Origin of the sequence: Polaromonas sp. SP1 (assembly GCF_003711205.1) — a bacterium.
GTDB lineage: Bacteria > Pseudomonadota > Gammaproteobacteria > Burkholderiales > Burkholderiaceae_C > Polaromonas.
The window spans coordinates 3,499,131-3,524,947 of the sequence record NZ_CP031013.1 but is presented as its reverse complement, the minus strand read 5'-3'; the positions used below and the strand labels follow the sequence as shown (position 1 = coordinate 3,524,947).

27 protein-coding genes and 1 pseudogene are annotated in these 25,817 nt (G+C 60.8%); 13 read left to right on the top strand and 15 right to left on the bottom strand.

What is annotated here, in order from left to right; translation table 11 throughout:
- Nucleotides 1-89 precede the first annotated feature (89 nt).
- Genes gspG through DT070_RS16745 form a run of 11 tightly spaced genes read left to right on the top strand, consistent with a single transcriptional unit; the run spans nucleotide 90 to nucleotide 10,026 of the window.
- On the top strand, nucleotides 90-518 hold the full coding sequence (gene gspG, locus DT070_RS16795; protein WP_122956425.1) for a type II secretion system major pseudopilin GspG: 429 nt from the start codon (nucleotides 90-92) through the stop codon (nucleotides 516-518).
- A 31-nt stretch (nucleotides 519-549) separates the two neighbouring features.
- Nucleotides 550-1,779: a type II secretion system F family protein gene (locus DT070_RS16790; RefSeq protein ID WP_122956424.1), complete on the top strand. Its 1,230-nt coding sequence runs from the start codon at nucleotides 550-552 to the stop codon at nucleotides 1,777-1,779.
- A 31-nt stretch (nucleotides 1,780-1,810) separates the two neighbouring features.
- The gene (locus DT070_RS16785) at nucleotides 1,811-3,604 is read left to right on the top strand and encodes a GspE/PulE family protein (RefSeq protein ID WP_122956423.1); all 1,794 of its coding nucleotides are present in this window, start codon (nucleotides 1,811-1,813) and stop codon (nucleotides 3,602-3,604) included.
- Nucleotides 3,605-3,637: 33 nt separating this feature from the next.
- Nucleotides 3,638-4,546, top strand: a complete 909-nt coding sequence (locus tag DT070_RS16780) for a hypothetical protein (RefSeq protein WP_122956422.1) — start codon at nucleotides 3,638-3,640, stop codon at nucleotides 4,544-4,546.
- Complete coding sequence (locus DT070_RS16775) at nucleotides 4,543-5,223, top strand: hypothetical protein (RefSeq protein WP_122956421.1); 681 nt, start codon at nucleotides 4,543-4,545, stop codon at nucleotides 5,221-5,223. The genes DT070_RS16780 and DT070_RS16775 overlap by 4 nt, the downstream gene beginning before the upstream one ends.
- The gene (locus DT070_RS16770; protein ID WP_153976346.1) at nucleotides 5,220-5,855 is read left to right on the top strand and encodes a hypothetical protein; all 636 of its coding nucleotides are present in this window, start codon (nucleotides 5,220-5,222) and stop codon (nucleotides 5,853-5,855) included. Before DT070_RS16775 ends, DT070_RS16770 begins: the two co-directional genes overlap by 4 nt.
- Nucleotides 5,852-6,520: a hypothetical protein gene (locus DT070_RS16765; RefSeq protein ID WP_122956419.1), complete on the top strand. Its 669-nt coding sequence runs from the start codon at nucleotides 5,852-5,854 to the stop codon at nucleotides 6,518-6,520. The genes DT070_RS16770 and DT070_RS16765 overlap by 4 nt, the downstream gene beginning before the upstream one ends.
- Entirely contained in the window at nucleotides 6,517-8,559 is a 2,043-nt protein-coding gene (locus tag DT070_RS16760; protein ID WP_122956418.1) for a secretin N-terminal domain-containing protein, read from the top strand. The genes DT070_RS16765 and DT070_RS16760 overlap by 4 nt, the downstream gene beginning before the upstream one ends.
- 8 nt (nucleotides 8,560-8,567) lie before the next feature.
- Nucleotides 8,568-9,047, top strand: a complete 480-nt coding sequence (locus DT070_RS16755; RefSeq protein ID WP_369973885.1) for a type II secretion system protein — start codon at nucleotides 8,568-8,570, stop codon at nucleotides 9,045-9,047.
- Nucleotides 9,044-9,529 carry a type II secretion system protein gene (locus DT070_RS16750; RefSeq protein WP_122956417.1) on the top strand — a complete coding sequence of 162 codons (486 nt, stop codon included), beginning with the start codon at nucleotides 9,044-9,046 and terminating at the stop codon, nucleotides 9,527-9,529. Before DT070_RS16755 ends, DT070_RS16750 begins: the two co-directional genes overlap by 4 nt.
- Nucleotides 9,530-9,540: 11 nt before the next feature.
- Nucleotides 9,541-10,026: a type II secretion system protein gene (locus tag DT070_RS16745; protein WP_122956416.1), complete on the top strand. Its 486-nt coding sequence runs from the start codon at nucleotides 9,541-9,543 to the stop codon at nucleotides 10,024-10,026.
- 634 nt (nucleotides 10,027-10,660) lie between these two features.
- Here the strand turns inward: DT070_RS16745 and DT070_RS16740 are convergent.
- Nucleotides 10,661-10,918: pseudogene (locus tag DT070_RS16740) on the bottom strand (IS21 family transposase); the annotation flags it as partial.
- 668 nt (nucleotides 10,919-11,586) lie between these two features.
- Here DT070_RS16740 and DT070_RS16735 point away from each other — a divergent pair.
- Complete coding sequence (locus tag DT070_RS16735; RefSeq protein WP_122956415.1) at nucleotides 11,587-12,948, top strand: MBL fold metallo-hydrolase RNA specificity domain-containing protein; 1,362 nt, start codon at nucleotides 11,587-11,589, stop codon at nucleotides 12,946-12,948.
- A 7-nt stretch (nucleotides 12,949-12,955) separates the two neighbouring features.
- Here the strand turns inward: DT070_RS16735 and DT070_RS16730 are convergent, their stop codons facing one another.
- Nucleotides 12,956-13,636: a sulfite exporter TauE/SafE family protein gene (locus DT070_RS16730; protein ID WP_122956414.1), complete on the bottom strand. Its 681-nt coding sequence runs from the start codon at nucleotides 13,634-13,636 to the stop codon at nucleotides 12,956-12,958.
- Nucleotides 13,637-13,648: 12 nt separating this feature from the next.
- Nucleotides 13,649-15,031, bottom strand: coding sequence for an oxygen-independent coproporphyrinogen III oxidase (hemN, locus tag DT070_RS16725; RefSeq protein WP_122956413.1), 1,383 nt, complete (start codon nucleotides 15,029-15,031; stop codon nucleotides 13,649-13,651).
- 209 nt (nucleotides 15,032-15,240) lie between these two features.
- On the opposite strand from hemN, the gene DT070_RS16720 reads away from it, so the two are divergent.
- Nucleotides 15,241-16,323 carry a fatty acid desaturase gene (locus tag DT070_RS16720; RefSeq protein ID WP_122956412.1) on the top strand — a complete coding sequence of 361 codons (1,083 nt, stop codon included), beginning with the start codon at nucleotides 15,241-15,243 and terminating at the stop codon, nucleotides 16,321-16,323.
- On the opposite strand, the gene DT070_RS16715 is transcribed toward DT070_RS16720, so the two are convergent.
- The 12 genes from DT070_RS16715 to ccoN all read right to left on the bottom strand — a co-directional run bounded on the left by DT070_RS16715 (nucleotide 16,317) and on the right by ccoN (nucleotide 25,777).
- A complete protein-coding gene (locus DT070_RS16715; protein ID WP_228778466.1) occupies nucleotides 16,317-17,099 on the bottom strand; it encodes a helix-turn-helix domain-containing protein in 783 nt (260 codons plus the stop codon). The genes DT070_RS16720 and DT070_RS16715 overlap by 7 nt on opposite strands.
- Entirely contained in the window at nucleotides 17,090-17,524 is a 435-nt protein-coding gene (locus DT070_RS16710; RefSeq protein WP_228778467.1) for a response regulator transcription factor, read from the bottom strand. Before DT070_RS16710 ends, DT070_RS16715 begins: the two co-directional genes overlap by 10 nt.
- Before the next feature lie 137 nt (nucleotides 17,525-17,661).
- Complete coding sequence (locus DT070_RS16705) at nucleotides 17,662-18,498, bottom strand: universal stress protein (protein WP_122956410.1); 837 nt, start codon at nucleotides 18,496-18,498, stop codon at nucleotides 17,662-17,664.
- 116 nt (nucleotides 18,499-18,614) lie between these two features.
- Nucleotides 18,615-19,259 (bottom strand): response regulator transcription factor, encoded by a 645-nt coding sequence (locus tag DT070_RS16700; RefSeq protein WP_122956409.1) that lies wholly within the window; start codon nucleotides 19,257-19,259, stop codon nucleotides 18,615-18,617.
- A complete protein-coding gene (locus DT070_RS16695; protein WP_228778468.1) occupies nucleotides 19,256-20,530 on the bottom strand; it encodes a PAS domain-containing sensor histidine kinase in 1,275 nt (424 codons plus the stop codon). Before DT070_RS16695 ends, DT070_RS16700 begins: the two co-directional genes overlap by 4 nt.
- Nucleotides 20,531-20,558: 28 nt before the next feature.
- Nucleotides 20,559-20,810 (bottom strand): hypothetical protein, encoded by a 252-nt coding sequence (locus DT070_RS16690; RefSeq protein WP_228778469.1) that lies wholly within the window; start codon nucleotides 20,808-20,810, stop codon nucleotides 20,559-20,561.
- 34 nt (nucleotides 20,811-20,844) lie between these two features.
- On the bottom strand, nucleotides 20,845-21,114 hold the full coding sequence (locus DT070_RS16685; protein ID WP_122956407.1) for a nitrogen fixation protein FixH: 270 nt from the start codon (nucleotides 21,112-21,114) through the stop codon (nucleotides 20,845-20,847).
- Nucleotides 21,115-21,124: 10 nt separating this feature from the next.
- Nucleotides 21,125-22,585, bottom strand: coding sequence for a cytochrome c oxidase accessory protein CcoG (gene ccoG, locus DT070_RS16680; RefSeq protein WP_369973954.1), 1,461 nt, complete (start codon nucleotides 22,583-22,585; stop codon nucleotides 21,125-21,127).
- On the bottom strand, nucleotides 22,560-23,477 hold the full coding sequence (ccoP, locus tag DT070_RS16675) for a cytochrome-c oxidase, cbb3-type subunit III (protein WP_122956405.1): 918 nt from the start codon (nucleotides 23,475-23,477) through the stop codon (nucleotides 22,560-22,562). The genes ccoG and ccoP overlap by 26 nt, the downstream gene beginning before the upstream one ends.
- Nucleotides 23,478-23,537: 60 nt before the next feature.
- On the bottom strand, nucleotides 23,538-23,675 hold the full coding sequence (locus tag DT070_RS16670) for a cbb3-type cytochrome c oxidase subunit 3 (RefSeq protein WP_122956404.1): 138 nt from the start codon (nucleotides 23,673-23,675) through the stop codon (nucleotides 23,538-23,540).
- A 10-nt stretch (nucleotides 23,676-23,685) separates the two neighbouring features.
- Nucleotides 23,686-24,315, bottom strand: a complete 630-nt coding sequence (gene ccoO / locus DT070_RS16665) for a cytochrome-c oxidase, cbb3-type subunit II (protein WP_122956403.1) — start codon at nucleotides 24,313-24,315, stop codon at nucleotides 23,686-23,688.
- 28 nt (nucleotides 24,316-24,343) lie between these two features.
- Nucleotides 24,344-25,777 (bottom strand): cytochrome-c oxidase, cbb3-type subunit I, encoded by a 1,434-nt coding sequence (gene ccoN, locus DT070_RS16660; RefSeq protein WP_122956402.1) that lies wholly within the window; start codon nucleotides 25,775-25,777, stop codon nucleotides 24,344-24,346.
- Between the last annotated feature and the right edge of the window lie 40 nt (nucleotides 25,778-25,817).

The window sequence follows — 25,817 nt, the reverse complement described above, 5'->3', positions numbered from 1 at the left end:
TTTTGTCGCGCTCGAAAAATGCGTGAAAGCATTTCTCTGGGAGGGAAAGCTCATTGAATCACCTCGTGCATCAGACGCGAAGCCACTTCATGTCAACGCGCAGTAACCGCACGCGCGGCTTTACCCTTCTGGAGTTGCTGGTGGTGGTGGTCATCATCGGCCTGCTGGCCGGCCTGGTTGCACCGCGCTACTTTGACTCGGTTAGCAAATCTAAATCCAAGATCGCCAAGGCGCAGATTGAATCTATCGACAAGGCGCTGGACCAATACCGCCTGGACGTAGGCAGCTACCCCACAACAGAACAGGGTCTTGGCGCGCTGAACACGCAGCCCTCAGGCGTCGCTAAATGGCAAGGCCCGTATCTGAAAAAGGCTCTTCCTGCCGACCCTTGGGGCAACAACTATACGTATGTGCTGCAACCGGGTTCACGTGCTATTGACATCATTTCTTACGGCGCAGATGGCAAACCCGGCGGCGACGGGGAAGCGCAGGACATATCACTGCATTCGTCCGATTGATGGCAGCCCGCAAGGCTAAATAGGCGCAAGTATGACCACGGCTCCCGCCACATACGATCTCGTCACCCGGGACAGTGCAGGGCGTATCGCCTCACGGCGGGTGCGCGCCGGTACGTCCGCCGAGGCGGTTGCTCAAATAGTGCGGAGCGGATCGACGGTCCTGAGTTGGGAAATTTCCCAAGAATCAAGCACTGGTGTTGCGAGTCTCATCCGCGCAAAATCCATATCGCCTGCCCGCTCGGGCTTAGACACCGCTGCGTTTTCTCAAGACTTCGCGGCGCTTATCGACGCAGGTCTCAGCGTCACCGAAGCACTGCAAACCTTGTCGATCAAGGAGACTGGCGGCGCACGACGCGAGCTTATCGAACAGGTGATGCGCGCAGTATCTGAAGGCCGGAACCTGTCTGTGGCCATGCAATTAACGGGGGCCTTCCCCGAGTTATTGGTGGCCACGGTGGAGGCCAGCGAACGCACCGGTGACCTTGGCAAGGGATTGGCTCGCTATGCGGCCCATCAAAGAGAGATGCAAGCGCTCAAGGACAAACTCATAGGCGCCTCCGTCTATCCCATGGTGTTGTTGGTGGTGGGAGGGCTGGTTGTCATGTTTCTCATGGGTGTGGTCATTCCCCGCTTTGCAGGCCTGCTGGACGGCACCCGTACACAGTTGCCCATGTTGTCGTCGGGCCTGATGGCCTGGGGACGGCTCGTTGCCGATCGGCCCTGGGTATTGGCTGTTTTCTTTGGCCTGATCCTGACTCTTGCGGCCTGGGTCTTCTCGCATTTCCGCGCGCACGGCGTGCGTTCGCGATGGCTGCAAGGCATTCCCTACATCGCGGGGGTGATTCGCGAATTCCAGCACCTGCAGCTGTATCGCACGATGTCCATCCTCGTCTCACGCGGAATCGTCATCCACCGCGCGATGGAGCACGGCGCCAAGCTGCTCAATGACTCAGATCGTGAACGCCTGGAGCGCGCTATTGTCTTGATGAGGGAAGGCCTCAGCATGAGCACGGCCCTCTCCGGCGCCGGCCTGTCCGACCCCGTGGCCACCAGCATGCTCAAGGTGGCGGAACGCACCGGCTCCATGTCAGAGATGCTGGAGCGGATTGCTCAGTTCTACGAGCGACGGCTGCAGCGCTCTATCGACGTCGCTACGCGGGTCATAGAGCCCGCGCTGATGATCGTGATCGGCACCGTGATTGGCGCGATCGTGGTCCTCATGTACCTGCCCATTTTTGACCTGGCTTCCACCCTGAACTGACCTTGCCAGGATCTTTGTACCCAATGCCCGCATGAATGCCCCTCTTCCCCTAGGACCGCTTGCCGATACGGACCCGCTGACCGTACTCAAAGCTGGGCGTGAGCTGATGCTCGAAGCCGTGATTGCCGCACCAACCGGTGCGCGCGTGCAATGGATGGTCCGAAAAAGCGGTCTTGAGGCTGGGCAAGTACTCGCCGATGTCGCCGCCGCGTTGGGATTGAGCCCCATGTCTACGGGAGACCTGCAAGGCATAGCACCCGACTTTGAATTGATTTCCTTCGCTGAATGTCAGCTGCGCGGCTGCCTGGGCGGCTGGTCCCCCGATCCATCAGGCACGCAAGTGCGCACTATCGTTGTCAGCGACCCCCTGGACCTCAAGGGACAGGAATGGATAGACCTGCAGCTGAGCGGCGCCGGTGTGGGTGAGGTCGTGCGCGGCCTGGCACTGATTGAAGACATACAAGCCTGGCTGGCACATGCCGAGCGCAACCTGATGGCCATGAGCGGCGCAGGCGAGGACGGTGAAACGGGGCTTCAGGCAGAAGACTCTACGGATGCATCGGTCGTGGCACTATCCATCGCAGGCATCGAAACCACGGCCAATCCACTGGTCCGGTTGGTGGATTCCATTTTGTATGACGCGCTCAAGATGGGCGCATCCGACATTCACTTCGAGACGCAGCCGGTGGGGCTGCACGTGAAATACCGGATCGACGGCGTGCTGGAAAACGTCAAGCGCATCGACAGCGCCGAGATGGGCCATCAAGCGATCTCACGCATCAAGGTGCTGTCCGAGCTGGATATCTCAGAGCGGCGCACACCTCAGGATGGCCGCTTCAAAGTCCGCGTCGAGCGGCGCGAGATCGACTTTCGCGTGTCCATCATGCCAAACCTCTTTGGGGAAGATGCTGTCCTTCGGGTGCTGGACCGCAAACACCTCACTGGCCAGTTCCAGTCTCTGAGCCTGGACACCCTGAGCTTTGCGCAAAGCGTCAAGGACTTTATTCGACAAGCTTCCCACCTACCCTACGGCCTGCTGCTGGTGACCGGGCCGACGGGTAGTGGCAAGACGACCACCTTGTATGCAGCGATATCCGAGATCAACACCGGCCTGGACAAAATCATCACGATTGAAGACCCAATCGAATATCAGCTCAAGGGCGTTCTGCAGATTCCGGTCAACGAGAAAAAAGGGCTAACCTTCGCGCGCGGCCTACGCTCCGTACTGCGCCATGACCCCGACAAGATCATGGTCGGCGAAATACGAGATGCGGAAACCGCCCAGATTGCCGTGCAGGCCGCGCTCACGGGGCACCAGGTGTTCACCACCGTGCACGCCAACAATGTTTTCGATGTGATCGGGCGCTTCAAAAATATGAATGTCGATAGCTACAGCCTGGTGTCCGCCCTCACAGGCATCGTCGCACAACGTCTATTGCGCGCGGTGTGTACGCACTGCACAGCACCCGCAGATCTGACCCACGACCAGTTGACGCTGTTGGGTATTCCCGTGGATCGCATGGGCCGAGGACAAGCGAAGTTTGTGAACGCCGCGGGTTGCGCACATTGCCGCGGCACCGGCTACAAAGGAAGACTGGCGATTGCCGAAACGCTGAAGATGGACGACGAGATTCGTGACCTTCTGGTGCGGCAAGCTTCAATATCCGAGATAAAGCAGGTCGCACGGAGCAAAGGCTTTATGAGCCTGCGCGACTCGGCGCTGTCCCTGGCCATACAGGGCCAAACCACGGTGGCAGAGATCAACCGCGTGACACCTCCCGAGAATCTCCGCGGCGCACAGAACATCGAGGCTACCCATGCCTGATCACCGGAGTCAGGCCACGGATCGGCGTTCCTCATGAAGGCGAACATTTATTTAGACATCGGCGCATCCCATCTGAGAATGACGCTCAAGCCAAGACCACCGGGGTGGGGCCGGCGTATTGTCCGCGCTGTGGGCTCCAAATTAGCGCAAAGTCGAAACCCGATTGAAGAGGCGCAAATCAAGCTATTGCCTGCTGAAGAAATTGGGGCAAGCACGATCACGGAAGTCGCAAACTGGACACCCGGAGCCACCCGCGCTGAAACCATCTCTTCGCTGCTGGAAGCCGCCGCGCAGGCTCTGCAGGTGCTACGCGCGCGCCACCAAGTGTCCCTCGACGGTAGCCGCCTCGCGGTGCGCACGGGGGTCACTTCTTCCTATGTCGGCGTCGTTCCGGTGGATTTTTCTTCGTCCTCGGCACGTTCCAACGCGCAGTTGCGCATCATCGCGAAGGCTGTTTCGCAGGAAGCCATGGGCATTGAGGCGGCAGGGCACGAGCTACGCTGGAGCATTCAGGTGAACCAGAGTCATCTGTGCGTAATCACGCTGGAGTCGGCGTTAGTCACCTCCCTTCAGGTAATGGCTCAGGCCCAGCAAATACGACTGGCAAGTTGCCAACCGGCAATCGTGGAAATACTGGAGAGTGAACTGAAAGAATGCCGGCGACAACGCGATGCGCGCACGCTGATGTGGACAGAGTCTGACCCCTCGGGAAAACGCTATCCGATAGTGACGTTTGTCCGCCTGGTGAACGGTAGCGCTGTCAATGCCTGGCGCACGGTCACGTCTGCTCCGTCTGACGGCGAGGACATTTGGCTTCAACCGGTACTGGACCGCTTCCTGATCGCCTCGGGAGCGTCTAGAGATGAGCAGGTAATCCCCTGCACTTGGCCATTTCACGGATCGAATTCGGTACCCACTGCCCCAGTGGAGGTTGCAGCATGAGCCGGAGACTGGTGGAAAGCCCCTTCGAGTTTGCACCCGGCGCCGCGCGCTACCGACCCCTGAGTTGGATCATCTTGGCCGCAGGCGCCTGTATGGCACTCTCGGGTCTGTATGTGACGTCTAGAAGCGGCACACAACTTGAAAGCGTACGCTCCCAGCAAGCAAAAATATCGAAGCAGCAGATCAGTATCGCCAAACAGATGCGGCAGGTGGAAAACGACCCTGCCATGCTCGAGAAACTCAAGGCGCGGCGTCAGCTGGAGGCGTTGCTGCAAACACCTTGGTCGCTGATGTTTGAAGCCCTGGAAGCAGCCACTGACACCGTGGAAGGCAGGGTCACTTTGCTGTCGATGGTGCCCAACGTATCGGATCAGAACAGCCGCAAGATCGAATTGACTCTGATAGCCTCCAGTTACCCGTCCATGCTGGCGTACACCGATGCATTGGGCACTGTGAGCGGTTTCTCGGACGTGCGCATTGTCAGCCATCAGCTGGATGAACGCAGCACACCGACCACGTTTCGTTTCCGCTTGGTCGCGGGATGGAATCGCCTCAATGAAGGCGTATTTCTGGCGAAGGAAACCCCTCTTGCTTCAGTCGGCTCTCTTAGCCCACTCACTCCAGCTGAAGTCTCAGTCCCTAGCCTGAAACCGGGCATCAAGGGACCTTCGCCATGATGCGCAGCCCCATTTTCATGGCAAAAGTGCTCGACCAGCTTCGCCGAGGTACGGGCACAGGGTCGCTTGGTTCCGTCGGCTGGCCTGTACTGTGTGGCGTTGGATTGATGCTGGTGGGGGCCCTTTTGGCAGGCCTTTCTTATCAGTTGCGCATACAGGCAAGCAAGCTCCAGCAGGAATTGCAGCAAACCCAGCAATCCGGCCCCAAGCCAATGACAAATCACACGCGGGGCGTGCCCGTCATCTTCCCGCCTTCAACAGATTACACAGCAGACCTGGCGCAGATTTTTGACATCGCAAAGGCACAAGGCATTGTGCTGGCCAACGGCGACTACCGAGATGCGGACGCCACGGCTCTGGGGCTCGACACCCGGCTGGTGGACCTGCGCATCAATGAGAACTACAGCAAACTCAAGGAATTTCTGGCGAGCGTGCTGAACGCGATGCCCCACGCCGCAGTGCAAGAGCTGCGCATCGAACGCAAGGACGGCATGGCCGCCAAACACCAGATATTCCTCAAGTTCGCACTGGTGTATTCACCACGACAGGTCAATACCCAGCTGCCACAAGCCATGACCAGAAAAATTCCGGCCGATCTCCCGGAATCTGGCGGCGTGAAGGCGACGCCATGAGCCAGTCGTCTTCAAAGACCGGTACTGCGGCGCATGTCGGGTGGGAAAAGGCAGTTGTCCTGCTGGCTGCGGGTTTAGCCAGCTTCGTGCTGGCTGCCGCCATGCAAAGCAAATGGCAGGCCGGTGACGCAGACCTCGATCTGGCGGCGCCGCCGCGCCAGCGAAATACGCCCAGCACGTCTGTCACCCCGCAGCAGGTCAACGCAGTGTCGTCTCTTGCCGACCTTACGGCTCTGCGCCTCGAGGTGGCGATGAGTAATCCCACTCTGCGGATGAACAAAATGGTTGTCCGCGATCCCTTCGGCCCGCTCGCACCCGAGTTCGTACCCCCTCCAGAAGTGCCGGCTCCGGCCTCACCGCCCTCACCTCTTGTCAAAACTCGCAAGTCACTGCCCCCGCCCGTGGCAGTTGAGCCACCTCCACCTGCGCCGCCCACGGCACCTCCGCTGCCCTTCACTGCGGTGGGTGCCATCCAGGGCAAGAAGATTGGCAACGGCCAGCAGCAGGCCTTTATCCAACATGGCGATTCACTCACCGTCATCCAAAAAGGCGACACGGTCGCCGGCAGTTACCGCGTGGACGACATCACCTCGGACCGTGTGGTGTTCACCTATCTCCCTCTAGGTCAAAAACAATCGCTTCTACTTCTGGACAATCCAAGATGACAACAATTGAACGGAATGCTGGGCCTTCCGAAAGTGGCGAAGGAGCAGCGCACTCGAACGAGAGGCGCCAGCGCCTGACGCAAATCGCATCGGGAGTTCTGACCTGCCTGCTGCTGACGGCCTGCGCCGGCGCACGCTACCACGCCGATGGCATGAGCCAGATCGGAGAGGGAAACATCGACTCAGGCATCGCTTCCCTGAAAAAAGCGACGGAGCTTGATGACGGGAACCAGTACTACAAGATCGACTACCTCGTGCAGCGCGACAAGCACGCCGACGCCTTCGTCAAGCAGGCCGACCAGGTTCGCGCAAGCGGGGACATTGCCGGCGCGCGCGATCTCTACGGCCGAGCCCTGACTTTGAATCCCAGTAACAGTCGTGCGGCGACTGCCTTGAAAGCACTAGACCAGGATACGCGCAATGACCAGTTGCTGCTGGAAGGCGAACGCTACTTGAAAGACGGTCGACTGGAAGCAGCGGGCGAGCGGGCGGCAAGGGTGCTCGCGGAGCAGCCCGGCAACAAGCGAGCGGCGCAACTTAGGAAAGCAGTCCTGGACGTCAGGGCTGCGGCTGAAGTCGAAAGAGACCGCTTCAGGGAGGCCAAATCGGTGATGGGCTCTCCAGTGACGCTGCAGTTCCGCGATGCGGCGATGCGTACCGTCTTCGAGGCCTTGTCAAAGTCCACAGGACTGAACATCTTGCTGGATCGCGACGTCAAGGCAGACGCGAGGGTCACGATTTTTGTGAAGGACGTGGCGGTCGAAGACGCGATCGAACTCATTCTGATGCAGAACCAGCTGGAAAAACGGATCGTCAACAGCAACACCATGATGATCTACCCGGCGACGGCAGGTAAGCAGTCGGAGTATCAGGAACTGACCGTGCGTTCCTTCCGGGTGACCAACACCGACCTCAAATACCTGGCCGGCATGCTCAAGACTATGCTCAAGCTCAAGGAAGTATCCGCGGACGACCGCAGCGGCCTGCTGGTCATCCGCGATACGCCGGAGACGCTGCGTATTGCAGAGAAGCTCATCGCCCTGCACGACGAACCCGATCCCGAGGTCATGCTTGAAGTAGAAGTGCTTGAAATCTCTGAAGGACGCAACAGCAATTTGGGTGTCTTGCCGCCCAGCGCCATTACCATCGGCACACCCAACGGTGGCGCAACCACGCCGGGCGGCACCGTCAGCAGCCTTACGATCGGCCAGCTTAGGCAGTTGGGGGTGGGCGGCCTCACTGTCTCACCGATTTCTGGCACTCTCAATTTCAAACTCCAGGACACAGAAACAAAGATCCTGGCAAGCCCACGCATTCGTGCACGCAACAGGGAAAAAGCGAAGATCATGATTGGGGACCGCGTTCCTACCATCATCAATAACGTGACCCCGGTCAACGGCGGCTCCTCCGTCGTCACGGGCACCGTCACTTACCAGGACGTTGGCCTCAAGCTGGAGTTCGAGCCTCAGGTGTATGGAAGTAGTGATGTAGGCATCAAGATCAACCTCGAGGTGAGTAACATCGCCCGTGAGTTCACCGACACACAGGGCAGCCGCTCGTATCAGATTGGCACCCGCAACGCCAGCACCTTTTTGCGCCTAGCTGACGGGGAAACACAGATCCTGGGCGGCCTGATCACCGACGAGGAACGCAACACCGCCGACAAGATTCCGGGTCTGGGCCATTTACCTGTGGTCGGACGCCTGTTTGGTAACTCGGGGACCAACAAGTCCCGGTCTGAAATCGTGCTCGCAATCACGCCGCGTATCTTGCGCAACTACGCCGATATCGGTTACGACCGGGCGAACGTGTTTTCGGGAACGGCATTGACCCTGCGCGACCGTCAGATCCTCGGCGACCCCGTGGGCGGCCTGAGCCTGCCCAATTCGGCGCCGGGCACTCGCTCCGGCCCGGCTGTCGCTCCAGTACTGCAGGCACCCGGCGCACCATCGCCCGATATCCCCATTCCGCTCTCCCCTCCCGCCATGCAGTTGAGCGGCAGCGGCCTGCCGCCGCCTCCGCCCATGATCAAGCGTTAAGAGGCACCGTGATCCCTCTCCTTAGCAGCTTGCGCGCGGCAGACTTGCGAACGACCGCCGGCTTTAGGCGCAAGGCGGGCCACCGTCATGCGAGGAATTCCTTCGAAACCGGCTTCACGCTCATAGAGCTGCTGGTGGTGTTCTCCATCCTTGCGCTGCTGCTGACACTTGCCACGCCGCGTTACTTCAATGCCCTGGATGGCGGCAAGGAAAAAGTCCAGGCGCAGAACCTGGCTACGCTGCGTGACGCCATCGACAAGTTTCGTGCTGACCAAGGCAAGTATCCGGCTCAGCTCCAGGAAGTGGTGGACAAGCGCTACTTGCGCGAGATCCCGCTGGATCCGGTGTCCGGCTCCCGGGTGTGGGAGACCTTGCCCGTTCCAAACAGTTCGGAGCCCGGCATTTACGACGTTCGTGCACCCAATGCAGCCAGTCCATCGCAGTCTCCGGAAAACGCACCTCCGTCGCCGACAGGAGACACACCATGAAGCAGTCCGGGCAACGAGGCTTCACGCTGATAGAGCTCCTCGTCTCGCTGGCCATCGTCGGCCTGCTGGCCATGATGGCGCTCCCTTTGACCCAGGTGGTGCAGACACGCGCCAAAGAAGCGGAGCTTAGACAAGGCTTACGCGTCATACGCCAGGCGCTGGATAGCTACAAAGCGGCTTCCGATGCTGGTGTCATTGACAAGAGTGTCGGCACCTCCGGTTATCCGCCGTCGTTGGAGGTGCTCGTCACAGGGGTCCCACGCTCGGCTGCGTTTGGTTTTTCGGCCCAGCCTTTTGTAGTGCTGCGCAGGATACCGCGCGATCCTTTCGCAGAAGACCCGGCCCTCAGCGACGTGCAGACATGGAACACCCGCGCCTACAACAGCCGAGCCGACGCTCCGCGGCCCGGCTCGGACGTGTTTGACGTTTCCTCGAAATCCCCCAGGCACGGACTGGATGGTTCGGCTTATAGCGCCTGGTGACGAGGCAGCCCATGAACAACGCAAACCAGCCGTGCAAGCGCTCAATCAAGCAGTCGGGCCTCGTTCTGCTCGCGGTGTTGATTTTTCTGCTGCTCACTACGCTGGGAGCATCGGCCATGGTGGAGCTGCAACGCACGCACACCCAGCGCGCAAAGGAAGCCGAGCTGTTGTTTGTCGGCGATCAATTTCGCCGCGCAATCAAGTCTTACTACAGCAGCGTGCCCGCTGGGAAAGGCCAGACCCTGCCTCGCTCACTCGATGATCTGCTGGAAGACAAACGTTTCCCTATGCCCGTTCGCCATTTGCGCCGCCTCTATCCTGACCCTATGACCGGAGAAGCTGACTGGGTGCTAGTTCAGGGCGCTGGCGGCATCCTTGGTGTGCACAGCCGCTCCACCCTCGGCGCCTTCAAAAAAAGGGACTTCCCGGTACAGTACCGAGACTTTCAGGACAAAGAGACTTATGCGCAATGGGTGTTTGTGGCTTCGGTGAATTGAGAACCCGTCCCGGGAGTGAACTCCTAGGACTAGCCCACGGGAATAGATGACTTGAGCCTTCCACCGTTTGATTACCTGCTAAGACGACGGCTTGCTTCGGCCCCCGTGAGTTTGCTCGCTCTTAGCGATCCAATCGGATAAATTTCGAATACTCTGCAATCGTTTTTCCACATCCCAATCGATGTGTGATAGCAAGTACTGATTGATGACTGGATACCCTTTAAGGTATACCCAGGAAAAAACTGAAGCAAGGTCTAGGTCCCCCACTTCTCGACGGGCGTTATGAATGACGGCGCCGCGCAGATTCACCAGATGAAGCTTTGAAAGAGATGCGCCTCGGTCCACTTCCCCCGCCTTCTCAAAGAACGCGCGGGCTTGTGCTTTCGCGCGTTTAAAAGCCTTGATGGCACGTACGCTGCAGCGTTGGAAAACAAAATTTTCACGTCGGCTGGTCCCGTCAGTTACTGGTACAAGTCCAATTAGCTTGGTGAGGGTGTCGGTTAGGGGGCCGCTTGTTGAGTTCCGCTGAAGCCTGACCCGATCTTTCCATCAAATCTTGACCCACACTCTTTGTGAGCAGAGAGTGCTCACGGTGTGGATAAGTTCTTGATCTTCTCCTTTTTGGGCTGAGTGTGTGGATCTGCCTCAAAGTGCGCCGCTGTTTCCGCGATTTTGTTGCCTCGATTCCCAGCCAGGTGGCCAGCTTCTCAGCGTAGGGATCGAGCTTGCTTGAGCTGACCCGCCTTGCGTACCTGGGCTCAGCCTCATCGGACCGAAGGTACTTCTTTACTGTGTTGCGAGCCAGGCCTGTACGCCTTGCAATCTCGCGGATGGACAACTGATCTCTCAATGCCCACCGCCTGATGACATTCAATGTCGCCACGTCTATCACTCCTAATTTCCCTCTGCTTTTAAAACAAGCAGAGTAGTGCCTACGTGGGTCAGGTTTCGATGGAAATTACTGCTCTAACCGGGTCAGATTTCGACGGCATTCAACACAAGTGGGCTTACAAAGTTTTTGGTGCATTTCTGCATTTGAGCCCTCGTCTTCTGCGCCTTCGAGTTGTTCAACCACTTTTCCAGATCCTTGACGACTTGATATTTGTTCACACTGAGCTGGCATTGTGCAACTCGGATTCGAGCAATCTCCTCGAAAAATTGTGCAGAACCGCATGCGTTTCAAGTTTCTTTTTAACTCTTTCGTGGATCGAAGACTTGAGGAAGATAACTAACGGAATGCTCTATCAAGGCCTATCTAAAGCTCGGCTTTACAAAGCACAGCGGAAAGTTTAAAAGTTACGTTCCGTGATAGGAAAGAATCACTTTTACGTAATGATTTTTTGCATGACAACACGCCTTTCGACATCTGCCAACCATACAAATCAAGCACTTAGCCCTAGTTGAGGCCCACGCAGTTTACGAAATCGTTGTCCATACCTGCCTTGTTGTTTGGTTCAAGCCGGTATCCCTAGCCCGGCTTCATACCTTCCAAATTTTCAAATTTCTACCGTAGCTGCGCTGCATCAACTACGGGGATTTCCTTCGCCTCTAAGCTGAGGCATGAAAATTCAATTTCTGGGTGCCACTGACACCGTTACCGGCTCCAAATACCTGGTCCGGCATGTCGGCTCTACTGTGCTGGTGGATTGCGGCCTGTTCCAGGGCTACAAGCCGCTGCGCCTGCGCAACTGGTCGCCGTTGCCTGTTGCGCCGGCCGGTATTGATGCCGTCATCCTCACGCATGCCCACATAGACCACAGCGGCTACCTGCCGCTGCTGGCACGCCAGGGATTCAAAGGGAAGGTGTTCTGTACGCCCGCTACAGCAGACCTGTGCAGCATCCTGCTGCCCGATGCCGGCCATCTGCAGGAAGAAGAAGCCGAATACGCCAACCGGCACGGTTTTTCAAAGCACGCGCCGGCACTACCCCTGTACACGCGCGATGATGCGCTGCGATGTCTCAAGCTCTTGCACCCGGTGCCCATCGGCAAGCACTGGCATCCGGCGCCGGGCCTCAATGCCAGTCTGACCTCCTCAGGCCACATGGTGGGATCCTCTTTTGTGCAACTGGACAACGGGTCGCGCTCCATCCTGTTTTCCGGCGATATCGGCCGCCCCAACGACCTGGTGCTCAAGCCGCCCTCCCGGATGGACGGCGCGGACTATCTGGTGGTGGAATCCACCTACGGCGATCGCCTGCACAAGGACTCAGACCCCCTGCTCGCGCTGGGCCAGGTGATTAACCGCACGGCGGCGCGTGGCGGCGTGGTGGTGATTCCGGCTTTTGCGGTGGGGCGTGCGCAAAGCCTGTTGCACTGCATCCAGGTGCTCAAGGCGCAGGGCGTCATCCAGCGCAAGCTGCCGATCTACCTCAACAGTCCCATGGCCGCCAAAGCCACGCAGGCTTATCTGAAGCACAAGGCAGAACTGCGCCTTACGTCCGGGGAATGCGAGGCCATGGCGCACACGGCCCACATCGTCGAGTCACCGGAGGGGTCGCGACTGCTCAATGCAAAGCACGGCCCCATGGTCATCATTGCCGCCAGCGGCATGGCGACCGGCGGGCGAGTGGTTCACCACCTCAAGGCCTTTGCGCCCGACAAGCGCAACACCATCGTGTTTGCCGGGTTTCAGCCCGGGGGCACGCGCGGGGCCCTCATCGCCGGCGGTGCGCCCACGGTGCGCATCCATGGCCAGGATGTGCCGGTACGCGCCGAAGTGGCGATGCTGGACGATTTGTCGGCGCATTCGGATGCCTCCGAGATCATGGGCTGGCTGCGCGGCTTCAAATCAGCGCCGAAACAGACTTTCATCACCCATGGCGAACCGGCGGCAGCCGACGCCATGCGCCAGCGCATTGAACGGGAGCTCCACTGGCGCTGTCACCTCCCCTGCTACCTGGAGTCGGCGTCTCTCGACTGAGACGGTGTCAGGCCAGCCCGCACCACAGCGCGATGCGGTGCAACATGTCGCTCCACAAACCGAACGCGGCTGCCAGCACCAGCACACCGCCGGCCAGACGCACGCCCAGCTGGCCGCCCAGCCTGTTACCGGCGCGTCGCAGCCCGGCCAGCAGCCTGGGCGCCAGCAGCAGAGAAGCACCGCTACCCACCGCAAAAGCTGCCATGACCAGCGCGCCCTGAAGCGCCCCACCACTCAGGGACGCCACGAGCAGCGCCGAGTAGAGCAGGCTGCAGGGCATGAAGGCCCACAGCGCGCCCACCGCAAACATGCCGCCGCGCGATGCGGCCACGGCCCCCACCCGGGACCAGGCCGAGCGCCCTGCCCGGTCGGCCCAGGCCGGCTGGCTGGCTTTGACCACCAGCATCAGCCCCCAGCCCAGCACGGCCAGGTGAAACAGCACCCAAAGCGGCTTGACCGCGGCGGCCTGTTCCGTGATCCAGGCAAAACTTTGCACCGCCGCCGCTGCCGCCGCACCCGCGGTGGAATAGCCCGCAAGACGCCCGGCCTGGAAGACCAGCGGTGACTGCGGCCGCCTTTGCCCGCCGATGCGCCGCAAGCCGCCGCAGGCCGCGCCGCACATCACCGCGCAATGCGGGCCTCCGGCAAGGCCCATCAGCAAAGCAGTGGCGAAGAGCGCATAAGACACGGCTGGCTGCAATCAAATAATGCGCGAGAAGCGGCTGCGGTTGAGGTCGGACTGCAGGTAGCGGTCAAACACCATGGCCACTGCGCGCAGCACGAAGCGGCCTTCGGGCGTCACCTCAATGCCGGTGTCGGACAGCCGCAGCAGACCGCCTTCTTCCAGTTCACTCAAGCGTTCGAGCTCCGGGGCGAAGTAGGTCTTGAAATCCAGCATCCACGCGAGCTCTATCGATTCGAACCAGACCCGTCCCTGGCACATGATGGCCATGATCACCGTGCGGCGCGCGAGGTCGTCGCGGCTGAGCGCCAGCCCTCTTGCCACCGGAAAGCGCCCTTGATCCAGGAGATCGCAGTATTCCTCCAGGGTCTTGGCGTTTTGGCTGTAAGTAGCGCCGACCGCGCCTATGGCCGAAACACCCAGGCCGATCAGGTCCCGATCGGGTTGTGTGCTGTAGCCCTGAAAGTTACGGTGCAGCCGGCCCTCGCGGCTGGCCACGGCCAGCGCGTCATTCTCGAGCGCGAAGTGGTCCATGCCGATGTAGCGGTAGCCGGCGCCCTGAAAGCGCTGCATGGCGTCGGCCAGCATGGCAGCCTTGTCCTCAGCCGCCGGCAGCAGCGCAAGCGGTATGTGCCGCTGCGGTTTAAAGCGCTCGGGCAAATGGGCGTAGGCATACAGGGCAATACGGTCGGGCTTGAGTTCCTCGATCTGCCGTATGGTGCGCGCGAAGGAGGTCTGCGTCTGCCGCGGCAGGCCGTAGATCAGGTCCACGTTGACGGATTCGAAGCCGAGCGCGCGCGCCTGTGCGACCAGCGCGAACACCTGTTCGGCGGGCTGGACGCGGTGCACGGCTTTCTGCACGTCCGGATCGAAGTCCTGCACGCCGAAGCTCAGGCGGTTAAAGCCCAGGGCCGCCAGCGCCGCCAGGCGCGCGTTGTCGACGGTGCGCGGGTCCACCTCGATGGCCATTTCAGCGCCGGGTGTGAAGTCGAAGTTGCGCCTGAGCATGTCCATGAGCCGCGCGAGCTCTGCATCAGACAGAAAAGTCGGCGTGCCGCCGCCCAGGTGTAGCTGGCTGACGGGCTGGCCCTGCCCCAGGCGCGCCGTGTACAGGGCGACTTCGCGCTCCAGGTAGCCCAGGTAGGCGGCGGCGCGGCTGTGCTGTTTGGTGATGATCTTGTTGCAGGCGCAGTAGTAGCACAGCGATTCGCAAAACGGAACGTGCACATAGAGTGACAGCGGCGTGGCCGAGGCCCCGGCCCTTGCGCGCCTGTCATCCAGCGCGCGGCAGTGGTCGACGGCGGTGAAGGCTTCGACAAAGCGGTCGGCCGTGGGAAAAGAGGTATACCGGGGGCCGGAAATATCGAACCGGCGCAGGGCTTGGGGTAGAACGGCAGGCATGCAAGTTTTCAGGGAGTGAGGCCTCCAATGTGCCGCCCTGCAATCCCTGCCATGTTGATGTGGATCAACGGAAGTTGAGGTGTTGAGCCGATGCCGGGCGTTTGCGTTGCCCTTGACCTGTGTCAAATTGCTGAACGGGGAGCGCCGTAAGCTGACGGCTTTTCCTCCGCCGGGGGCAATCGATCCCAGGCGCCAGATCCTCACGCCTCATGTCCATTGCCCAAACAACTCCCCTTCCCCACCGAAAAATTCTCCGCTCCTGGCTTCTCCCCGTCTCGGCCAAAAGTACCGGGCTGGCATTGGCCCTGTCCCTGATGGACATCGTCTTGTTCAGCGCCTGCATGGCCGGTGCGGTGCTTGCGGGCCACCCCGCCGTGCAGGTATTCATGGCGACGCTCGCCGGATTCATGATCGCCAGGCTCTTCATCCTCGGTCACGACGCCTGCCATCAAAGCTTTACCCCTCACCGCAAGCTCAACCGCTGGCTGGGGCGCGTGCTTTTTTTGCCGTCGCTCACGCCCTACAGCCTGTGGGATGTCGGGCACAACGTCGTGCACCATGGCTATACCAACCTCAGCGGGTTTGACTTTGTCTGGCAGCCGGCAACCCTGAACGCCTACCAGCGCATGCCTGTCTGGAAGCAGTGGCTGGAGCGCACTTACCGTAGCGGCTGGGCGCCCTGGCTCTACTACCTCGTGGAAATCTGGTGGAAGCGGCTGTACTTTCCGTCCCAAAGCGTGATGCCCACGCGGCGCGGGATTTTTGTGGCGGACAGCTTGCTGGTGACTGCCGCCGCCGCAGTATGGGCCGCGGGCCTTGTGATCGCAGCTTCCGCCACCGGCCAGTCAACGATCTGGCTTTTGGCTGTCGGCTTTTTCCTGCCGCTTCTGGTGTGGAACGGCTTGATCGGTTTTGTCGTTTATGTGCACCACACACATACCCGCATCGCCTGGTATGACAACAAAAAGAGCTGGTCGGATGCCAACCCCTTTGTCTCCACCACCGTGCACCTGACCTTCAACTCACTGTTCGGTGCGGCGCTGCATCACATCATGGAGCACACTGCCCACCATGTGGACATGGGCGTGCCGCTGTACCGGCTGAAAAAGGCCCAGGCCCTGCTAGAGGAAAAATTGCCCGGGCATATCGTGGTGCAGCCTTTTTCCTGGCGCTGGTACTTTGACACGGCGCGCCGCTGCAAACTCTATGACTTCGAACGGCGGCAGTGGACGGATTTTTCCGGCAATCCGACCGCTGAAACAATGGACGGTATTGCGCCGGCGTCTCAGTGAACCCGGGTATCAAAGACCCGCTGAAGGGCTGCGGCTTCAAGGATGCGGATATGGCGCTTGTCAACTTCCAGAATGCCCTGCTGCTGGAATGCGGAAAAAGTGCGGCTCACGGTTTCCAGCTTCATGCCCAGGTAGCTGCCGATTTCGGCGCGCGACATGCGCAGGTGGAATTCGCTGGCTGAGTAGCCGCGCAGCTTGAGCCGCTGCGACAGGTTGAGCAGGAAGGCGGCAAGCCGCTCTTCAGCATTCATGCTGCCCAGCAGCATCATCAGGCTGTGCTCCCTGACGATTTCCCGGCTCATCAACCGGCTGACAGCCTGCTGCAGGTCGGCGCTGGTCGCAGCCAGGCCGCTGATCTGGTCGTAGGGAATGGTGCAAACCTCGGTGTCTTCAATGGCGGTGGAGTTGCTGGCGTAGGCGCCGTCTGCGACGCCGTCCAGGCCCATCAGCTCGCCGGCCATCTGGAAGCCGCTGACCTGCTCACGGCCGTCTGCCAGCGTCAGGCTGGACTTGAAGGTGCCCATGCGTACCGCGTAGATGTTCCGGAACGTTTGCCCTTCATGGTAGAGCGTCTGTCCCGCCTTGACCTTGGTGCGGTTGAAATGAAGGTTGTCCAGGACATCCACATCGGAAGGCTTCATGCCGCAAGGCAGGCAGATGTCGCGCAGGCTGCAGTTTGAGCAGTGGGTCTTCAGCGGCGGGATGGTGGATCCCTGCGGCGAATTGAGGTTCTCCGCTTGCGATGCGCCAATGGCGGGGGATTGAGCTAGGGACATAGCGGCTCCTGGGGTTGAAGGGAAGAAATAGACCGGCCTGAACGTTGCAGCCTCGCAAGCCGGACTGCGGCTTCGCCGAGTTCATTGAATTCGCTGCTTTTGTCGAGGAACTGGAGGGCGCCCGCAGCCAGGTAACGCGCGCGGTAGGCCGGCTCCGCATGGTTGCTGAGGATGATGAATGGGATAGTCGGGGAGGTTTTGAAAACGGCCTGAAGCACCTGCATCCCCGTGCCGTTTTCGAACTGCACATCCAGCACCACAACGTCAGGTTGTGTCGCCAGAATGCCGGACACAGCAGACTGTGGCGTATTGGCCTGGCCGGTGATCACCATGCCCTGGGCCGTGAGCATCTCGGCCACCCGGCGGCGGCTCAGCGCGGAATCATCGGCCAGGAAAACCCGGATGGGTGAAGCGGTGTGTTGCATGCCTCTACTGTCGCCGAGGCATGGCCGCAGCGACATCGGCGTTTGCTGAAAGGCCGGCTCGGATAACGCTGGTTTGCCGGCGCCGTCGCTCCGAGCGCCTCTCGGAATTTTCCGAGTTTTTGCCGCCCTGGCGCGCGTTAATGCGCCATCAATACAGGCAGGGTCATGCTCTTGAGTACGGTTCGGGACGCACCGCCGAGCACCCATTCATGGGCGCGGGAACGGCCATAGCAGCCCATCACCAGCAAGTCCGCCTGCAGGTCGAATGCGCGCGACAACAGCAGGTCACCCAGGTTCTCGGGCTCCGTCTCTTCCTGTTGCCAGGTGGCCTGGATGCCATGGGCTTTGAGGTAGGAGACGATGCTCGGGCCTGCACCGATGCCTGCGGCGGCATCGGCGCCCCAGCTCAGGATATGCACGGCATTGGCGTTGCGCAGGATGGGCAGGGCCGCCGTCACGGCCCGCGCGGCCCCGCGAGTGGGTTTCCAGGCAATCACCACATTGCCCGGCAAACCGGGCTTCGCCGACGTATAGGGCAGCACCACCGCGGGCCGTCCGCTCAGGGCGATCACGGTTTCCGGAAAATCTGCGGGCATGAGTGTGGACCAGCCCTCGCCCGGGCCATGCTGACCCAGCACCAGTAAATCGGCGTAGAGCGCCTGTTCCGCAAATGCGGGAACCAGCGGGAATTCATGGATTTCAGCCCAGGCGGCCGGCACCCCCACGGGTTTGAGCTGCTCGAATAGTGAGCGCGCCCGTGCCAGTTCGGTGTCTTGCACGTTTTCCCGCCTCACGGCCAGGCCGGGCCCCATGCCGGAAGCGGCAGGAATCGCCTCCGATGCCGAAGGCGACGCATACAGTGCGGTGATGCCGGCGCCATGCCGGGCGGCAAGCCGGCCGGCAAATTCGAGGCGTTGCGCGAATTGTAGCGAGGCGTCGGCGTGGACCAGCAGCTGTTTGAGTTCATTGCTCAAGGGACACCCCCGGTTCAGAGTTTGAATACCCTGACTGTAGGCAGTGCACCAACGTCCGTATTGACGCTTGTCAACACATCGTTATTTCCTGGCGGCCGAAGCCGCGGAAGAGGGGCTCAGGGCTCCAGCGGCTCCGTCAAGCCGTGCTTGAGCGCATAGCGGATCAGCTCGTTCTGGTTTTGCAACCCCATCTTTTGCATGAGGTTGGTTTTATGGGTGCTGACAGTTTTGACCGACAGGTTCAGCCTGGTGGCGATGTCCGTCATGGAAACATCGGCTACCAGCAGCTGGAGCACCTCGAACTCGCGGTTGGACAGGCTTTCGTGCGGCACCACCTGGCTGCCAGGCATCGCGCCCAGCGCCAGTTGCTCGGCAACTTCAGCGCTGATAAAGGCGCCGCCGGAGGCTACCTTGCGTATCGCCTGCTCCAGTTGGCCCGGGGCGCTCTCTTTGGTGAGGTAGCCGCTGGCGCCGTTTTTAATGGCCCGCACGGCGTATTGCAACTCCTGGTGCATGCTCAACACCAGGATGCGCACCTGCGGTTTTTCGGCGCGGATCAGTTTGATCAGTTCCATGCCGCTGCGCCCGGGCATGGAAAGATCGAGTACCAGCACATCAAACAGCAGTTCGCGCACCCGCTGCATGACCTCCGTCCCGTTGCCGGCTTCACCGGAGACTTCCATACCGTCAATGGATGACACGATGCGCTTGAGCCCTTCGCGCACGATGGAATGGTCGTCGGCGATAACAATCCTGATCACGTGATGTCTCCTGTCTCGGGCACCGGGATGCTGACCCGTATGCGGGCGCCGCGCCCCGGCGCGGTGTCTATGTCGACCGTGCCTTGCAGCAGGCGGGCCCGCTCACGCAAACCCATGAGGCCCAGCGAGCTGGCCTTGCGCGGCGCATTCAACGCAAATCCGGCACCGTCGTCGGCCACTTCGAGAATCACGGCTGCGGGGCTTCTTTCAATGCGCACGTCAACCTGCGACGCGCCGGCATGCTTTGCCACGTTCACGAGCGACTCCTGCACGATGCGGAAAACGGCTGTGGCATAGGGTTCGGCCAGCTCCACCTCCTCATCCAGCGACAGCCTGCACGCCACACCGTGGCGCTGGCTGAAGTTGTGGGTCAGCCACTGGATCGCAGGAACGAGGCCGAGGTCATCCAGCAGCAGCGGCCGCAAGTCCGAGGCAATTCGCCGGGTCGCAGCCACCGTCGTGTCGAGCAGGCCCAACATGTCATCCAGCTTGGCGTGCACCGCATCCGCGTCGGCAGGCACGGCCTCCCGGATCCAGGTGGCGTCCATCTTGATGGCCGTCAGGGACTGTGCGAGTTCGTCGTGCAGTTCGCGCGCGATCCGTGTTTTTTCGCTTTCGCGAATCGCGTGGGCTGCCGATGCGAAGGCGCTCAGTTCCTCGCTGGCGCGCACGCGCTCGGTCACATCGCGAAGAATGACGGTGTAAATCTTGCCGTGCACGGTATCAAGCTGCGAGATCGAGGCTTCCAGCGGGAACTCCTCGCCGCTAGCCCTCTGTCCATAGAGCACCGTGCCGTCTCCCATGCGCCGCGAGGTCGTGCCGGTCTGGCCGAAACGCCTGACCTGGTCGCCGTGCGCAGCCCGGTGTCTCTGGGGGATCAGGCGCGTGAGCGGCTGGCCCAGCATTTCGCGCGTAGGCCAGCCGAAGATCTTCTCGGCCGCCTGGTTGTAGAGAATCACGTTTTGCTCGCTGTCAACGGTGATGATGGCGTCCATGGCAGAGTCCAGCAATCCTGCCAGCCTGGCGTCCGCGCCCTCCAGGGCCTGTTTGCCTGCGCGGTCTCGCGCCCCATCCCGTACGGCCAGTAGCCAGGCCACACCACAGGTCGCAGCGGCCAGGGCCACTACAAGCGGCAGCCCGGACGGTGCCTGCGCGCTCGTTGCCAGGTGGATGGCGGCCAGCAATGTGAAGGTTGCCATCACGGCCGGAACGATGGCAGTTGAAGGGCGGCGCTTTGGCACCGCATCGCCGACATGGGGGAAAAGAGACATGGGGCAACTTCGGGAGTAGGACCCGATCTTACCGCCCGGCCCCTTCTACGGAAACCGGCGCAGGCCCCATCAGCAGCACCGTCAAGGCGCTTGACGCCGCGCAGGCAAGCCAGAACACAAAAAAGGCAATCGTCTGAACCGCCAGCCGGGACAAGCCGGCGGGTTCCCCGTAGCGCAACATTTCCTCAGGATCGAACAGCCCGAACAGCAGCAATTCCAGCAGGCAGGCGGACAGAAAAGCCGGCCAGGCAATGCCCAATATCTTGTTGGCTGAGATCATGAGGTCTCCTTGTTGTCGTATGCGTCGTGGCAGATCAGGGGTGCTGCGCCTCGTCGGGTGTCGCTGCGTGGTTGCGCCCTTCCAGGGCCGGGGCCAGCGCCCTGTCCCTGGTTTGCAGGGGTACTTTGGCGCGCGACGTCCGCGCCGGTTCCTGGCCGCCTATCACGGCATCCGGATATCTGACGGCGAGAAAGACCGTTACCAGACCCGCAACGACCACCACTGCGGGGCCGGAAATCACCAGCCAGACGTGGCCGTGCCTCCACCAGGGGGTCGCCTGAAGGGAGATGGAAGAAGTATTCATGAGCGGCCTTTCATCGCGGAACCAGAAACACGGATTTTTCTTCGACGTGGGCCCGACCGCTTTCATCGCCTATCCGGAACACGATGGGGTGCGAGCCGGCCTGCGCCGACCCGTAGGGAATTTGCAGCCGCACAGCGACCCAGCGTGATTCCGTGGGGCCGACTTTGACTTCTGGCTCGGATGCGACCGTCAGGCCCTCCAGCCCGGCAGCTGCGATGCTGTAGCGCTGCGGCTGTTCCGTGGCGTTCATGACTTGCAGGCGGTAAACGTTTTCAAGCCGCCCGCCCGCCGCGATGCGCGAGAGAGCCGCCCGGTCCCGGACGACGTCCACTTTCAGCGGCATGCGCGCCACCAGGCTCCACAGCAGCGCCAGGCACAACACGCCAAGCAGCGTGGTGTAGATCAGCACCCGCGGACGCAGCACCTGGCGCAATATGCGCGAAGCGTTCCATTTTCCGGCAAGCGCGTTCTGGGTCGTGAAGCGGATCAGGCCTCGCGCATAACCCATTTTGTCCATGACGCCGTCGCACACGTCCACGCAAGCGGCGCAGCCTATGCACTCGTACTGCAGGCCCTCACGGATGTCTATGCCCGTTGGACACACCTGCACGCACAGGGTGCAATCGACACAAGCGCCCAGCGACAGTGCCGCAGCGTCAGCCTGGCGTGAGCGCGCGCCGCGGGGCTCGCCCCGCGCGGGGTCGTAGCTCACGATCAGCGTGTCCTTGTCGAACATCGCGCTCTGGAAGCGCGCATAGGGACACATGTATTTGCACACCTGCTCGCGCAGGAAGCCGGCGTTTCCATAAGTGGCAAAGCCGTAGAACAGCACCCAGAAGATTTCCCAGCCGCCCATCTTCGTCTGCAGGAACTGCATGAACAGCTCCCGGGCCGGCACAAAATAGCCGACAAAGGTAAAACCGGTCCACATCGCCACGCCGACCCAGAGGATGTGCTTGAACCATTTCTTGACCAGCTTTTCCAGCGAAAACGGTGCACCGTCCAGCCGCAGCCTGGCCGTGCGATCGCCCTCCACCTTGCGTTCTATCCAGAGGAAAATTTCGGTATACACCGTCTGCGGGCAGGCAAAGCCGCACCACAGGCGGCCCGCAACCGCCGTGAACAGGAAAAGCGACAAGGCGCTGGCCACCAGCAAGCCGGTCAGGTAGATGAAGTCCTGCGGATAAAGCACATAGCCGAAAAGATAGAAGCGCCTGGCCCCCAGGTCAAACAGCACTGCCTGGCGCTCACCCCACTGCAGCCACGGCAGGCCGTAGAAGAACAGTTGGGTCAGGATCACGAAGGCCCAGCGCCAGCGGGCGAACAGCCCGCTCACGGAGCGTGGGTAAATCTTCTTTTGTGCCTCGTAAAGCGACTCCCCGGCCGGTTCTGCCGCCGGCACGATGGGGATGATTTTTCGGATGGCGGGTTGGCTCACCGTCGCCTCAAAGCTTGGCTGCGGCGGCTTTATTGGAAAGCCCCCAGATATAGGCTGTCAGCACATGGATCTGCGCTTCGGTGAGTTTGCCTGCCTGTGCGGGCATCTCGTTGGTCTTGCCCTTGTTCACGATGTCAACGATGGCCTGCTCCCCCCAGCCGTGCAGCCAGATGTCGTCCGCCAGGTTGGGGGCGCCCATCGCGGTGTTGCCCTTGCCGTCGATGCCGTGGCAGGCTGCGCAGGCGTTGAATTTGAATTTTCCGAGTTGCGCGCGCACCGAGTCGTGCGGGCCGCCCGAAAGACTGAGAACGTATTGCGCGACGTTCTTGACATCCTCAGGCGAGCCCACAGCGGCAGCCATGGGCGGCATCTGCCCTTTGCGCCCCAAAGTCAGGGTTTCCTTGATTTTTTCCGTCGATCCCCCGTGCAACCAGTCGGTGTCCGCAAGGTTGGGAAAGCCTTTGCTGCCGCGCGCATCCGAGCCGTGGCATTGGGCACAGTTGTTCATGAAAAGACGTTCACCCACCGCCATGGCATTGGCATCGCCCGCGAGCACTTCTGCGCTTTTGGCGGTGAACCCGGCGTACAGCGGGGTGAGCTCCTTGTCCGCGCTGACCATCGCGGCGTCGTATTCGCCGCGTGTGGTCCAGCCCATTTCGCCTGGGTAGGTGCCCAGGCCCGGATACGCGACCAGGTACAGCAGCGAGTAAATCACGGTCAGGACGAACAGCCACATCCACCAGCGCGGCATGGGGTTGTTGGATTCGCGCAGGTCTTCATCCCAGACGTGGCCCGTCGTGTTGTCGCTGCGCTCGGGTATTTTTTTGCGCGCTGTGACCCACAGCAACACCAGGGCGCCGGCGATGCTGACCAAAGTCAGTGCGGCCACATACCAGGACCAGAAGTTGTCGGTGAAATCGCTCATAAGTCGCACCCGATGCGTTGTGAAAGTCGAAAAAATACGGTGAAGATGAGGGGCATGTCGCTAATCCTGCAGGAAGGGGATCTTTGCGTCCTCTTCAAAGCGCTCGCGGTTGCGCTTCGAATAGGCCCACACCAGAAGGCCGATAAAGGTGGCAAAGCACAGCAGGGTTGCGATGATGCGCAGCGTGTTGACGTCCATGGCGCTTTCCTTACTTGAGGGCCTTGCCCAGTATTTGCAGATATGCCACCAGTGCATCCATTTCCGTCTTGTCTTTCACTTCGGCCGCGGCCTGGGCGATTTCGGCATCGGTATACGGCACCCCTACCCTGCGCAGCGCCTTCATGCGCGGCGCCATGTCGGCCGGGTCGACGGGCTTTTTCTCCAGCCAGCTGTAGGCCGGCATATTGGATTCGGGCACCACATCGCGTGGGTTGTTCAGGTGGATGCGATGCCACTCATCGGTGTATTTGCCGCCCACACGGTGCAGGTCGGGACCGGTGCGCTTGCTGCCCCACTGGAAAGGATGGTCGTAGACAAACTCGCCGGCCACCGAGTAATGCCCATAGCGCAGCGTCTCCGCGCGAAACGGGCGGATCATCTGCGAGTGGCAGTTGTAGCAACCCTCGCGCAGGTAGATGTCACGCCCGGCCAGTTGCAGCGCACCGTAGGGCTTCACGCCCTCGATAGGCGCGGTGGTCGACTTCTGGAAAAACAGCGGCACGATTTCCACCAGTCCGCCCACGGCGATCACCAGCAGGATCAGGATGATCATCAGGAAATTGTTGGTTTCTATCTTTTCGTGAGAAAAACCGGCGGTCGTTGTGTTGTCGTCTTTCATGGGATGTGCTTTCTTCTCTTGTGTCTTGTTATGCGTGGGCCAGTGCCGGAACCGGCACCCGCACGGGACGGCCCTTGGCCACCGTCATGCAGACGTTCCAGGCCATCAGCACCATGCCGCCCAGGTACAGCAGCCCGCCGAAGAAACGCACCACGTAGAAGGGATAGGTAGCCTTGACCGATTCGACAAAGGTGTAGGTCAGCGTTCCATCGGCGTTGACGGCGCGCCACATCAGGCCCTGCATCACGCCGGCGATCCACATGGCCGCGATGTAGAGCACGATCCCCACGGTCGCCGTCCAGAAATGCACTTCGATCGCGCGCACCGAATACATCTGCTTTTGCCCGAACAGGCGTGGAACCATGTAGTACAGCGTGCCCATGGAGATCAGCCCCACCCAGCCCAAAGCGCCCGAATGCACGTGGCCGACGGTCCAGTCCGTGTAGTGCGACAGGGCATTGACGGTCTTGATGGACATCAGCGGACCCTCGAAGGTGCTCATGCCGTAGAAAGACAGCGACACGATCAGGAAACGCAGGATGGGATCCTCGCGCAGCTTGTGCCAGGCGCCCGAGAGGGTCATCACGCCGTTGATCATCCCGCCCCAGCTGGGCGCCAGCAGGATCAGCGAGAACACCATGCCCACCGATTGCGTCCAGTCGGGCAAGGCCGTGTAGTGCAGGTGGTGCGGGCCGGCCCACATATAAGTAAAGATCAGCGCCCAGAAGTGGACGATGGACAGCCGGTAGCTGTAGACAGGCCGCTCCGCCTGCTTGGGGATGAAGTAATACATCATGCCCAGGAAGCCCGCCGTCAGGAAGAAACCCACGGCATTGTGGCCGTACCACCACTGCACCATGGCGTCCTGCACGCCGGCATAGGCCGAGTAGGATTTCATCCAGCCGGCCGGAACTTCTGCACTGTTGACCACGTGCAGCACCGCCACCGCCAAAATGAAGGCGCCGTAGAACCAGTTCGCCACATAGATGTGCCTGACCTTGCGGATGCCCAGCGTGCCGAAGAAAACGACCGCATAAGCCACCCAGACCAGCGTGATCAGGATGTCGATGGGCCATTCCAGCTCGGCGTATTCCTTGCCGGTGGTGTAGCCCAGCGGCAGGCTGATCGCGGCTGCGACGATGACCAGTTGCCAGCCCCAGAAGGTGAAGGCTGCCAGCCGCGGCGCAAACAGCGGCACGCTGCTGGTGCGCTGGACCACGTAATAGCTGCTGCCGATCAGGGCGCAACCGCCGAAGGCAAAAATCACCGCATTGGTATGCAGCGGCCTGAGCCGGCCGTAGCTGAGCCAGGGGATTCCGAAGTTCAGTTCAGGCCAGGCCAGCTGGGCGGCGATAAAAAGGCCCACCGCCATTCCCACCACGCCCCAGAGCACGGCCGCCAGTGAAAACTGGCGAACCACCTTGTCGTGATAGGCGATTCTTTGCGTCGTTTCTTCGTTCATGAAGCACCTTTGTTCTTGATGCTTCAAAGTGTCGATGCGA